The sequence below is a fragment of the Rhodovulum marinum genome (assembly GCF_004343075.1).
Taxonomy (GTDB): domain Bacteria; phylum Pseudomonadota; class Alphaproteobacteria; order Rhodobacterales; family Rhodobacteraceae; genus Rhodovulum; species Rhodovulum marinum.
The window spans coordinates 12,641-25,387 of sequence record NZ_SLXP01000016.1 but is presented as its reverse complement, the minus strand read 5'-3'; the positions used below and the strand labels follow the sequence as shown (position 1 = coordinate 25,387).

9 protein-coding genes are annotated in these 12,747 nt (G+C 67.7%); 2 read left to right on the top strand and 7 right to left on the bottom strand.

Annotated elements, in window-relative coordinates; translation table 11 throughout:
• Nucleotides 1–59: 59 nt before the first annotated feature.
• From EV662_RS17305 to EV662_RS17290, 4 genes are all read right to left on the bottom strand, one after another.
• Nucleotides 60–1,139: a Hint domain-containing protein gene (locus EV662_RS17305; RefSeq protein ID WP_132465421.1), complete on the bottom strand. Its 1,080-nt coding sequence runs from the start codon at nucleotides 1,137–1,139 to the stop codon at nucleotides 60–62.
• 292 nt (nucleotides 1,140–1,431) lie between these two features.
• Complete coding sequence (locus EV662_RS17300; RefSeq protein WP_132465418.1) at nucleotides 1,432–2,073, bottom strand: response regulator transcription factor; 642 nt, start codon at nucleotides 2,071–2,073, stop codon at nucleotides 1,432–1,434.
• 2 nt (nucleotides 2,074–2,075) lie between these two features.
• Entirely contained in the window at nucleotides 2,076–4,373 is a 2,298-nt protein-coding gene (locus EV662_RS17295) for a cache domain-containing protein (protein WP_132465415.1), read from the bottom strand.
• Between the two features lie 338 nt (nucleotides 4,374–4,711).
• Complete coding sequence (locus EV662_RS17290; RefSeq protein ID WP_132465412.1) at nucleotides 4,712–5,590, bottom strand: LysR family transcriptional regulator; 879 nt, start codon at nucleotides 5,588–5,590, stop codon at nucleotides 4,712–4,714.
• Nucleotides 5,591–5,694: 104 nt separating this feature from the next.
• Here EV662_RS17290 and EV662_RS17285 point away from each other — a divergent pair, with 104 nt between their 5' ends.
• Together EV662_RS17285 and EV662_RS17280 are read left to right on the top strand one after the other, a co-directional pair.
• Nucleotides 5,695–7,284, top strand: a complete 1,590-nt coding sequence (locus EV662_RS17285; RefSeq protein WP_132465409.1) for a proton-conducting transporter transmembrane domain-containing protein — start codon at nucleotides 5,695–5,697, stop codon at nucleotides 7,282–7,284.
• Nucleotides 7,275–9,653, top strand: a complete 2,379-nt coding sequence (locus EV662_RS17280) for a YbcC family protein (protein ID WP_132465406.1) — start codon at nucleotides 7,275–7,277, stop codon at nucleotides 9,651–9,653. Before EV662_RS17285 ends, EV662_RS17280 begins: the two co-directional genes overlap by 10 nt.
• A 23-nt stretch (nucleotides 9,654–9,676) precedes the next feature.
• On the opposite strand, the gene EV662_RS17275 is transcribed toward EV662_RS17280, so the two are convergent.
• From EV662_RS17275 to EV662_RS17265, 3 genes are read right to left on the bottom strand one after another with little or no spacing between them, the layout of a single operon-like run.
• The gene (locus tag EV662_RS17275) at nucleotides 9,677–9,910 is read right to left on the bottom strand and encodes a FeoB-associated Cys-rich membrane protein (RefSeq protein ID WP_132465403.1); all 234 of its coding nucleotides are present in this window, start codon (nucleotides 9,908–9,910) and stop codon (nucleotides 9,677–9,679) included.
• Nucleotides 9,907–12,393, bottom strand: coding sequence for a ferrous iron transport protein B (gene feoB / locus EV662_RS17270; protein WP_132465400.1), 2,487 nt, complete (start codon nucleotides 12,391–12,393; stop codon nucleotides 9,907–9,909). The genes EV662_RS17275 and feoB overlap by 4 nt, the downstream gene beginning before the upstream one ends.
• Complete coding sequence (locus EV662_RS17265; protein WP_132465397.1) at nucleotides 12,386–12,742, bottom strand: FeoA family protein; 357 nt, start codon at nucleotides 12,740–12,742, stop codon at nucleotides 12,386–12,388. Before EV662_RS17265 ends, feoB begins: the two co-directional genes overlap by 8 nt.
• Between the last annotated feature and the right edge of the window lie 5 nt (nucleotides 12,743–12,747).

The window sequence follows — 12,747 nt, the reverse complement described above, 5'->3', positions numbered from 1 at the left end:
ATGAAAGACCCGGCCACACGGGCCGGGATGGCGCGCTTATACAGATGCCTTGCGGGCTGTCAATGGCCGGGCCGGCCCTCGTGACGCAGGATCGCGGCCTCGGCACTGCTCAGGCAGCGCCGGACAAAGCCGCCATAGGCATGCGGGTCGCCCAGCAGCGCCGGGAACGCCTCGAGCAGGGCCACGTGCTGTTCGGGCGGCACCATGTCGAGCGAGGTCGAGGCCGGATGAAAGCTTTCGGTCGCCACGCCGTTCGCCCAGACCACCTGGTGGCGGTTCAGCATCAGATGGACATAGGTCAGCCCGCGCAAAGAATGGTCGACGGTAATCGAGCGGTCGTTCACCAGGTCGCGCGCCGCAACCAGAACTTCGTCACTGTTGAAAAGAGTTTCGGCCGCATGGCTGGTCACCAGCACCCGGTGGCTTGGCGAGACCAGCAAGGTGCCCGACGGTCGGTCGCCGCCCAGGGCGCCGGCGCGGATACGCACGGGCCTGAGATGCGGCATGACGTAGAGCCGCGCCCCGGTCATCCGGCGTCGCCCGGTCCAGAGAATCTCCTGCGCGCCGTCATCCAGGGTCAGCACCCTGTCACCGGGGCGAAGCGTCTCGACCGGCACCGGGCCGCAGGGCGTGTCGATCCGCGTGCCCTCTGCAAAGCAGATCACGCCTTTCGGGCCACTCTGCGGAGCGGCACCGGCCGTCTGCTCGCCCAGCAGGCGCACGACCCACAGATCGGTGCCGCGCGGCGGCATGGCATCGAGGAACATTAGCAGCGGAAGTCGACCGGGGCCCGAGTCGATTTCGGTCGCGACATAACTGGCGCGGCCATCGGTCAGAACGAAGCCGCGATCGGGCATCGCGTCGTCCTCTGCCACGTCGGGCACACCTGTTGTATCCATGCCGGCGAAGGCCGCACCGACCAGACGCGCCGCCGACCGCGCGGCGCGACGACGCAAGGCGGTCTCGTCGCCATCGGCCGGTATGTCATGGGCCAAGATGGCGCCGGCGATCCGCACCGCATCGCCCGACCAGCGCCAAGGCAGACCGGCGACGATGGCGCCGGACGCCGGGGCACGCGCACCGTCGAGTTCTGTCTGCGTCCATGAAATGACGTATGCGTCGCGCTGTCCCGCCTTCATTCCCGCCTCGCCCGTTACCCCTCGGCGTGTCCCGCCGACATTCGGTTAACATTCGTTAACGCGATGCCGTAAGGGGCGACGCGGCGGCAAGGGCCGGTCGGTGTCGGAAAAGCCACGCGAAACGGTCAACGCAGAGACAATTCCCGCAGGGATTTACTGGCTGAAATGTTGGAAACGGAACGGTTTGCTACCGGTGCGTGGGGCTATTCGGCAGGGATTCCAGCGGTTCGTGGACACGGGAATGTTCGTTTCTGCAAAGGCCGAACGCGGTCCGGCACACCCCGCCCCGGGCCTACTGGTCCTTGAACAGGCCTGCCTTGACGGCCGCCTCGACCAGTTCGGCGACGGAATGGACCTCCATCTTTTCGAGGATCCGGGCGCGATGGTGATCGACGGTGCGCGGGCTGATGCCCAGCTGGCGGGCGACCTCCTTGGACGAATTGCGCGCGGGATTGGTGACCATGATCGCGGCGATCTCGCGCTCGCGCTCGGTCAGCGCGTCGAAACGGGCGCGCGTCTCGTGCGTTCGCAGGCTGGCCCGGCGCCGCTTTTCGTCGGTTTCGATGGCCGCGTCGATCCGCTCGACGAGGATGGATTGCTTGAACGGCTTTTCCAGGAAATCCAGCGCCCCCATCTTCATCGCCTCGACCGTTTCGGGCACGCCGCCATGCCCGGTGATGAAGATGACCGGGATCGTGATGCCGCAGTCCCTGAGATGGCGTTGCAACTGCAGACCGTCCATGTCGGGCATGCCGTAATCCAGGATCAGACATCCCGATGCGGTGCCGTCATACGCCGCCAGGAAATCCTCGGCCGAGGGAAAGCTGCGGACCTTGTAACCACGCAGCCCCAGCGCACGCGACAGCGACGTCCGGATATCGGCGTCGTCATCGACCAGGAAAACGCAAGGGCCGTTCAACGCGTCCTCTGCCATGCTCAGGCTCCTTTCAGGGGCACCGTAAAACAGAAGCGCGTCCCGGAAGAAGCGGCTTCGTGCCAGATGCGCCCGCCATTCGCCTCGATCAACGACCGGCTGATCGACAGGCCCAGGCCCATACCGTCCGGTTTCGTGGTTTCGAATGGCATGAACAGTTCGACACCCTCTGCAAGGCCCGGGCCGCTGTCCTCGACATCGACCTGCACGGCGCCGTCGACATGGCGGGCCGACACGATGACCTGGCGGCGGGTACTGCCGGCCTCGGAGACGGATTCCACGGCGTTGCGCAGCAGGTTCACCACCACCTGCGCGATCTGCACCCGGACCGCGCGCACCTCGATCTCGGGGCCTTTCGACAGGACGATCTCGACCGAATGTTGCCGCGCTTCGGACAGGACCAACCGGCGAGCCTGCTGGGCCAGCTCGCGGATCCCGAATTCGCTGGGAATGTTGCCGTCCTTGCGCACCAGCGCGCGCAGCGCACGGATGATGTCGGCGGCCTGGTGCGCCTGCTGGTCGATATCGCCCAAAAGGCCGCGCACCTCGTCGGCGCGGTCGGGTGCGTGCCCGATCAGGTACAGCGCCGCATCGACATTCTGGGTGATCGCGGTCAGCGGCTGGTTCAGTTCGTGGGCAAGGCCCGTTGCCAGTTCGCCCATCATCCGCTGGCGCGAGAAATGCGCGATCTCGCGGTTCAGCGTCTCGATCTTCTCTTCGGAGGCGCGCGCCTGGGTGATGTCGTCGATCGTCGCGACGATGTAATTCTCGCCCTCGCCGTCGGCCTGGAAGAAGATGCCGTTGAAACTGATCCAGACCGGCGTGCCGTCCTTGCGCATCGCCTTGGCCTCGAATCCGAAGGCGCTGTGTTCCGCGATGCTTTCGCCGAACTCGGTCAGCACGTCCGGTTCATCGGGATCCAGCAGCGACTGGAAGGCGACCCCGTCCAGTTCGTCCTCGCGATAGCCCAGAAGCCGCGCGAAACTGGCATTCACGCGCAACAATCGGCCCGTGCCGCTTTCGATATGCACCATCCCGCGCGAGGCCTTGTCGAAGGTCAGGCGGTATTCGGTCTCGGTCTTCCGGCGCTGCGATATTTCGCGCACCAGCGTGGTGTTGGCGTTTTCCAGTTCCCGATAGGTGCTGGGCAGCGGCTCGTCAGGGTCGATCTCGCCCTGCGAGATCAGCGCCGAGCGCACCGCGAAGGCCCGAACCGGCGCATGAATCCGGTTGGCCAGCGCCAGCCCCAGCAGCGCGGTGGCCAACGCCACGGCGATCGCGATCAGGGTGTTCTGCGTGCGGTTCGCCTTGATCGTGCCGATGAAATCGTCCTCGGGGGCGAACAGCACGATCGTCCAGGGAATGTCATCCAGGCCGAACGGCATGATCAGCGACACGTAGCGCCGCCCGGCATAGTCGAAATCGGATTGCACCAGGGTTTCGACCGCGACCCCGTCGGCCGTCATCCGGTCACCGAAGGCCGCCCGCGCGATCGGATCGTCGATCTTTCGGATCGAGGGGAATTCCAGCGTCCCCCCCTCGCCGACCGTCGTCAGAAGCGCGGGGTTGGGATGGGCGATCACGTCGCCGTTGCGGTTCAGGATGAATGCCGCCCCGGTCTTGCCGATCCTGAGTTCCGAAAGGAAGTTGGACAGTTCCTTGATCTCGATATCGACACCGACCACGCCCTGCACGTGGCCGCGGTAATCGATCACCGGCGTGGCCGCGGTGATGCCCGGGGATTGCGAGGTGAAGAAGATGTAGGGATCGGTCCAGATGCTGGCGCGCTGGGTCTTGGCCGCCTTGTACCATGGCCGCGTGCGCGGATCATAGGCGTCGTCCGGGTCAAAGCGGTTGCCGAGGCTGACGAAATCATCGTCGCGCGCGATGAACAGGGCGCGCCGCGGGTCCGTGACATCGACGATCTTGGTCAGGTAGGCATGCGGGCCGTCGCGCTTGACGAAAACGAAATTCCCGTCTTCGTCGCCATAGAACGCCCCGGCGAATTGCGGCGCCGAGCGCAGTTGCTGGAACAGCAGGCCCTCCAGGTGGTCGCGTTCCTCGCGCCGGACGATCTGGTTCTCGGCCAGGGCCGTCGACAGTTCGGCCGCGCTGCGGGCCGGCGACATGAACCACTTGGTATGCTGGATCACGTTGGTGCCGACATCGACAAGCTGGCTTCTGGCATGTTCCAGAAGGGTGCGTTCCGAGGTGAAATAGGACGACGAGACGACCACCGTCACCGCGAAGAGCTGGAGGCCCGCCAACGCCAGAGCGAGTATCACACCAAGGGATTTCATCGGATCGGCGGGCCCCGGGTCTGTTTCCTGGTGCCGGACCGATGCCCGGCGCTGTTCAGGTCATACCGGTTCGCATGAAACGACCCAAGGGCGTTCACCGCCACGACCCCAAAGAATACGCTCTGCCCCTAAGGGCAGAGCGTTATGTCCAAGCCACTCACCTGGATGACAATGATCACTTGCAAAGACTGCCTGAAATCCCCGAACCCCAACGAAATACGACCGCTGGAACATGTCTAACGCTACGGCAATCGGGACCTGCAGGCTATCGGCACCATTGCCTAGGTAGATTTGCCTATGCGGCACAAGGCCCCGTCCGCATATCGCCCAAGGCCCGGTCAGCGCTTGTCAAGTTCGAAGGCGTCGATGATTTCGGCGACCAGAGGATTCGGGAACCGGCGCTGAAGCGTGACCGCGAAGAAGCTTTCGGTGATGCCTTCCAGGCGCACCAGTTCCGAAAGAAGGCCCGCGGCCAGTTCGTCGCGGACCACGATGGGCGGCAGAACCGCAAGCCCCGCCCCGGCGCGCGCCAGAAGACGCAGCATCGCCATGTCGTCGGCCTTGGCCGCGACCCGCGGCACCACGCCCAACCGCCCCACCAGGCCGTCGAACGAGGCGCGCAGCGCGGCCTCGGGCGTGGGCAGGATCAACGGCTCGGTGGCCAGCAGGTCCCGCAGCGGACGCCCCTGAAGATGGCAGGGTCCGATCAGGCTGACCGGTTGTTCGGACAGGGCGTGAACCAGATAGGGGCTTGCTGCATCCCTGGCCGGAACGAGATTGGTCAACACCACGTCGAGCGACAGCGCCTCGAGCGCCCTCAGAAGGTCGGCCTGCGCCCCCGACCGCACCACCACCTCGACATCGGACCGGCCGATGAACGGTGCGACGAAACCGATCTGGAAATTGCGCGACAGCGTGGCCAGCGCGCCGATGCGCAGAACCCGCCGGGCGCCAGCCGCGTGTTTCAGCGTCGCGGTCAAATCCTCTGCCGTCCGGAAGATCGCCTCGGCATGGTCGAGTGCGATCCGCCCCGCCTCGGTCAACACCAGGCCGCGACCGCGCCGTTCGAAAAGCGCGTGTCCGAGCGAGGACTCGAGCGTCTTGATCTGCGTGGACAGCGCCGATTGCGACAGGTTCAGCGCACGGGCCGCACCGGTCAGCGTTCCGTCGCGCGCCACCGCCCTGAACAGCCGCAGATGATGCAGGTTGAGCGCCACTAATCATCCAAAATACAGAACGCTTTTGACCAATATATGTAATTTTTTGAATTCCGTCGAGCCGCTATTCGTTTCCGCGACCGCAAACCACCTGGAACCGCGCCATGTCCCTTGCCTTGCCCCTGGGCGCCCTTGCGCCGATCGTTCTGTTGATCGCGGCCCTCGCGGCCTTTCGCCATCCGGGCATTCGCCCAAGGGGGGTCACCCGGCTTTCCGAAGCCGCCGCCCTGGGAGCGTTGGCGCTGGCCGTGGCAGGGGTTGCACAGAACCTGACGGGCGGGCCGGCGCGGGTGGCGCTGGTCGAAGGGCCGGTTGCGGTCGTCCTGCGGCTGGACGCCGTCAGCACGACGATGACCTTCCTCGTCGCCTTCATCGGCTGGATCGTCCTGCGCTATTCCCGCAGCTATCTGGACGGCGAGCCACGCGAGGGGCGGTTTCACGGGCTGATGCTGGCGACCCTTGCCGCGGTTCTGCTGCTGATGCAGTCGGGCAGCCTGTCGATTCTGATCCTCGCCTTCATCGGCGTCGGCATCGGGCTGCGGCAGCTGCAGCTGTTCTATCCGGACCGGCCCGCGGCCCGCCGGGCCGCCACCAAATTCACGCTTGTCTGGCATGCGGGGGACGCGGCCCTGATCCTGGCCGCGGCGCTTTGGCTGGGGGTGTTCGGTACGGGCGAGTTCGCGGCATTGGCCGCGTCCGCCGCAGAGGTTCCGTCGGGGACGGGGCATCTTGCGATCGCGCTGATCGTTCTGGCGGCCGTGCTGAAGACGGCGGCCTTCCCGCTGCATGGCTGGCTGACCGAGGTGATGGAGGCGCCGACCCCGGTCTCGGCGCTTCTGCATGCGGGCATCATCAACGCGGGCGGCTTCCTGCTGATCCGCACCGCCGAGCTGGTTCAGGCGAGTTCCGGCGCCATGGCCGCGCTGGTGATGATCGGCGGGTTCACGGCGCTTTTCGGGGCGGTGGTCATGCTGACGCAAAGCGCCGTAAAGACCGCGCTGGCCTGGTCGACGGTGGCGCAGATGGGGTTCCTGCTGCTGCAATGCGGGCTTGGTCTCTGGGCGCTGGCGCTGCTGCACATCGTGGCGCATTCGCTTTACAAGGCGCATGCCTTCCTGGCGTCGGGCGGCGCGGTAGCGGCCGTCGCAAGCCTGCGCCGCCCGGGGCCGGTCGCCACGCCCGGACTGGGCGCGGTGCTGAAATCCTTTGGCCTGGCGCTGGTGATCTACGCCGCGATGGCGGCCCTGTTCACCGCCCTTGCCGGGCCCAAGTCGCCGCAGGCGCTGGCGCTGGGCACGATGCTGATCTTCGGCGTCGCCTACCTGGTGGCGCAGGGCCTGGCCGATGCGGCGCCGGTGGCATTGACCCGGCGCACCGCGCTGGCCGCGCTGGGTGCGGCGGCGGGGTATTTCACATTCCAGATGGCCGCGCTGGCGATCTGCGGGCCACACCTGCCCGCGGCGCCCACGCCCGGATCGCTGGACTGGGCGCTGATCGCGCTGGCGGTGCTGTCCTTCGGCCTCGTGGCCTTTGCACAGGCCCTGTTCCCGCTCTGGGCCCATCACCCGGCCAGCGCCGGTTTGCGGGTGCACCTTGCCAACGGGCTTTACCTCAACGCGCTTCTCGACCGGCTGATCGGCGGGTTCCGGGTCGCCGACACCGACCAAGCAAAGGGCCAGACACCATGTTCATGAAGCATATCAGGATCGCACCTGCGCGGAGCACGCATCTGCTTGCGGCGGCCGAAACCGCGATGCGCGCCATCCCCCCGGCCTTCCCGCTGGATGCCACCGTCGCGGTCAACCCCTTCCTCGGCCAGGCCGGAGAGGACCTGGCCACCGCCGCCGCGCGGATGGCGCGGGTGGCCGGTGTGCCGCTGACACGGCCGCGGGCGGACTTTGCCCGGCAGATCGCGTCGGGGCAGATCACCGATGACGACCTTGCCGCGGCCCTGATCGCCTGCCCCTCGCCGCTGAAGCCGCGCGACCTTGCGATGCTCAAGGCCCGAGCCATCACCCCGGCGGCCGCGACGCAGCCCCTTCCGACGGTGGCCGAGCTGGCGGCAGAGGCCACGGGGGTGGACTGGCCGGCGGTGATCGAACGCGCCTTCGGCCTGTGGGCCGCCGGGCAGTTCGATCGCGGCCAAGCGCTGTGGTCGCCTGCCCCCGACCAGGCCGCCTGGCCGGCCTGGCAGGCCTGGGCGGGCCGCGACCTGACGCCCGAGATCGCCGGTTTGACAGGGTTCTGTGCACACGCGGCATCGGCCCCCGACACGGCGGACCGTGCCGTTGTGCGGGCGGCGGACCGCCTGGGCCTGTCCGAGGCGGCCGCCGAGACCGCCTTCCACCGGCTGCTGATGGACCTGGGCGGTTGGGCGCAACACGCGCGCTGGTTGCTCTGGCAGGCCGAGTTGGCCAGTCAAACGGACGGAACGCTTGGCGATCTGCTTGCGATCCGGCTGGTCTGGGACGAGGCGTTGCTGGCCCATGCCCCGCAGATCGCCGAACGCTGGCAAGGGGTCGTCGCCGCCCACGCGGCCCCGGTGACGCCAACGCCCGATCAGGTCGTGGACGCGATCCTGCAGGAGGCCGCCGAGCGCGCCTATCAGCGCCGCCTGGCCGATGCGCTGGTCACCGCGACCGCGCCCGGCACGCGCCCGGCCCTGCAGGCGGCGTTCTGCATCGATGTCCGGTCGGAGGTGATCCGCCGGGCGCTGGAATGCCAGGCGCCCGGGATCGAGACGCTGGGCTTTGCCGGCTTCTTCGGCCTGCCGGTTGCGCATGGCGCGCAGGGCTCGGACGTGGTGGAAAACCGACTTCCGGTGCTGCTGCGCCCTGCTCTGAGCTCGGCCAGCAGCACCGGGGACGCGGAAGAGCAAAGGACCCGCATCCTCGCCCGGACGGTGCGCGCATGGGGCCGGTTCCGGCAGGCCGCGGTGTCCTCCTTCGCCTTCGTCGAGGCCGCGGGACCGCTTTTCGGGGTGAAACTGGTCAAGGACGCGCTGGGCCTTGGCGGCCGGGCGGGGGACAAGGCCCCCGCGCCGCGGTTCGTCGGCGGGCTGTCGGCCGAGGCCAAGGTCGAGACCGCCGCCAAGGTGCTGAGGGCGATGAGCCTGACGGAAGGGTTTGGCCGGGTCGTCCTGCTGCTGGGCCACGGCGCGCAGGTCACGAACAACCCCCATGAAAGCGCCTATCACTGCGGCGCCTGCGGCGGTCACACGGGCGAGGTGTCGGCCCGGCTCCTCGCGCAACTGCTGAACGATCCCGAAACCCGCGCGGGCCTGCCCGACCATGGGATCACACTGCCCGACGACACGTTGTTCGTCGCGGGCCTGCATGACACAACGACCGACGAGATCACCCTGTATGACGACGGTCCGGCGCCGGACCATGCGCCCGACCTCGTGCAGGCGCAGCGCTGGCTGCGGGCCGCCGGGGCACAGGCCCGTGCCGAACGCGCGCCGAGGCTTCCGGGGGCGACCGCCGCGCGCGTGGCCGCGCGGGCGACGAACTGGGCCGAGACGCGGCCCGAATGGGGCCTTGCGGGCTGCGCCGCCTTCATCGCCGCGCCCCGCGCCGCGACCGCCGGCGCCGACCTGGGGGGGCGGGTCTTCCTGCACAGCTATGACTGGACGGCCGATGACGGCTTCGGCACGCTCGAACTGATCCTGACCGCGCCGGTGGTGGTGGCCAGCTGGATCAGCCTGCAATATTACGGATCCGCCGTCGCGCCCGCCGCTTTCGGCGGCGGCACCAAGCTGCTGCACAACGTGACCGGCGGGATCGGCGTGGTCGAGGGCAATGGCGGACGTCTGCGCCCGGGTCTGCCGTGGCAAGCCATCCATAACGGCGCGCGCCTGGCCCACGACCCGCTCAGGCTGTCGGTGCTGATCGAGGCGCCCGAGGACGCCATCACAGACGTTCTGGGGCGGCACCCCGACATCGCCCTGCTGTTCGACAATGGCTGGCTGCACCTTTTCGCGCTGAAACAGGGCAGGATCGCCGCGCGGTATCGGCCCGGCGGGACCTGGGCGCGCGAACCGTCCCTTGCCGTGGCGCCCTGACGCCCCTGCACCGGCGGGGGCGCTCAGGTCCGGTCGTCGGCGGTGTCGCGGGTGAAATCGTACTGCACCGCCTGGCAGGGTGTTCCGCTGGCGCAGCCCGGGCAGGAATCGCAAGCCGGGGCCGCACCCCGGCGGCGGCGCAGCACCCCGCGGAACAGGAACACCAGCGCCAGAACCACGGCCACCGCGATCAAGGCCACCTCGTGGGCCGCGATGCTGGTTTCCGCAGCGAGGTCGATTTGCGGCGTTCCGTTCATGGCGAGTCCTCCGCGACCGGCGCACGGGCGGGAAGCCGCATCCAAGGCTTGGGCAGCGCCACGATCAACAGCGCGGCAAGGCCGGCAAGGTAGACCGCGGTCATCGCCTGCAAGCCGGTCAGGTTCAGCGCGCTGCCCAGCGAAAAGACGGTGCTGGCCACGGCAAGCCCCAGAATCGTCGGAAAGACGATGGAAAAGCCCATCCAGAGATAACTTTCGGTCTGCACCCGCACCATGATGACGGTGGCCAGGCAGGGCGGGTAAAGCGCGAAGAACAGCATCAACGCCACCGCCGACAGCGCGGTGCGCCCCTCGGCGCCCTGGGCGGCGCCCATGCGGTCCTCAAGCGTCTGGTTCTGGCCATCCTCCTGGTCGAACAGCACGCCCAGCGTCGCGACCGAGCTTTCGCGCGCCGCGAACGAGGCCAGCAACGCCACGTTGATCTTCCAGTCGAAATCGGCGAACCGCGTGACGGGTTCCAGGCCGCGGCCCACCATGCCGAGGAAACTCGACTCGATCTTGTCCTCGCGCATCTCGCGGCGCAGGGTCGTGCGCTCGCCCGCCAGGTCCCTGAGCGCGGCGGCGGCCTCCTTGTCCGCCGCCACGCGCGAGCGCAGCACGAAGGGCGCGAATTGCGGGTGCTCTTCGGCCAGCCGCGCGTCGATCGCCATGGCCGCGTCGCGCCCTCCCGCATTCAATCGCGCGGCCTTGTAGGCGGTATGGACGTTGATCAGGTCGATCAGCGCGGCCTGGTCGGGCACGGCGGCGGTGTTCGGGTTGCCGTCAAGCGCATCGTAGAAGCGGGCGATGGCGGTCTCGGCGCGCGCCTGATAGGCGACCTCGCGATCCGCCGGAACGCCGGGGAATTGCAGCAGCACATAGATCACGACGGCGATGGCCACGACGACGGTGCCGACCTTCTTGATGTATAGCCAGGTCCGGTCGACCGAGCGGCGCAGCACGCCCTTGACCGTCGGCAGGTGATAGTTCGGCAGTTCCATCACAAAGGGCGCGGTTTCATGCCTGCTGAGAAGCGTGGTGGTCAGCAGTTTCGAGACCAAGAGCGCCGCGATCACGGTGATCGTGGACAGGTAGAACAGCATCAGCCCCTTGGCCTCGGGGAAGTAGATGTTCAGCAAAAGCGTGTAGAGCGGGATCTTGGCCAGGCAGTTCATGAACGGCACGGTCAGGATCGTGGCCAGCCGCGCCCGATGGTCGGGAATGCCCTTGGTCGCCATCACGCCCGGCACCGCGCAGCCGCCCGCGAACACGCCCGCCAGGATGAACGGCAAGGTCGACTGCCCGTGCAGGCCAAAGCGGTTGAGGATGCGATCCAGGATGAAGGCGATCCGCGCCATGTAGCCCGAATCCTCCAGTATCGCGATCAGCGCGAACAGGATCAGGAAGATCGGCACGTAGTTCAGCAGCGTGTTGGCCGAATCCACCAGCCAAAGCCCGAGCGACCGGATCTGCGGATCGACCAGGAAACCCGCATCGGGCAACAGCCCCGCGGCGATATTGCGAATGCCCGCCAGGATTGGCCAGGTGACCTTGGTCAGCTCGTACCCCTGCACGATGGACAGCTGGTAGATGGCCCAGATCGTCGCGACCAGGAAGACCGGTGCCAGCCAGCGGTTCAGCAGGAACCGGTCGATCCGTTCCGACATTGGCACATGTCCGGCGCGGGTCGCGGTGATGCAGGTTCCCACGATATCGGCCGCCAGCATGTCGCGGGCCGTGGCGATCTTGTCGGCGGCGGTGTCCTCGCCCGGGATGGCCGCGCGCAGCCGGTGCGCGCGGTCCAGGATGGGGTGCGGGTTTTCAACTCGTTCGGACAGCAGGCGCGCGGCCTCGCTGTCGTCTTCCAGAAGCTTCACCGCCAGCCAGCGGGCCGAATAGACCTTCAGCGCGGGCTGGTCGGCCAGCAGCGCCTGAAGTTCCTGCACCGCCGGTTCGAGCGCGCCGTAGTTCAGCGTGGCCGGGCGCGTGTCGCGCGCCTCGGCGATGGCGCGACGCAAGGCATCGCCGCCCTGCCCCTTGCGGCCCACGACGGGAATCACCGGCACGCACAGACGCTTTTCCAGCGCAGCCAGGTCGATCTGAAGCCCGCGCCCCTCGGCCACGTCCATCATGTTCAGCGCGACGATGACGGGGATGCCCATTTCCAGAAGCTGGAACGTCAGCGGCAGCCCGCGGCGCAGGTTCGACGCGTCCAGCACGTTGACGACGACGTCCGGCGCCTCGTCCAGCAGGAAGGCCCGCGCGACGCGTTCCTCGGGCGAATAGGAGGTGAGGGAATAGCAACCGGGAAGGTCCACCACCTCGACGCTGCGGCCACCGTCGGAATACCAACCCGATTTCTTTTCGACCGTGACGCCGGGATAGTTGGCGATGTGCTGGGTCAGGCCGGTCAGAAGGTTGAACAGGGTGGACTTGCCCGCGTTCTGCTGACCGGCAAGCGCGACCAGCCGGGTCTCAGACATGTTCGACCTCGATCTGCGCCGCTTCGCGCCGCCGAAGCACGATGAAACTGTCCCCGACCCTAAGTTCGATCGGGTCGTTCAACGGGGCGTTGCGCACCACCGTCACCTCGCGGCAGGGCCGGATACCCAGGTCGAGCAGGCGCTGGCGCACAGGTCCGCAACCCATCAGGCGCAGGATCCGGCAGGTCGTACCCGGCGCGGCCTCGTTCAGGCTGTTGCCGATGGGACAGGCGGTGCAGAGCGCGGCCCCGTGGCCGGCGCCCTGGCCACGCCGCCTACGGCCAAGGCCAAGCCCAAGGCCCCGCCCCTGTTTGCCCCACCCCTTGTGCCCGAAAAAGCCACGTCCCATGTCCT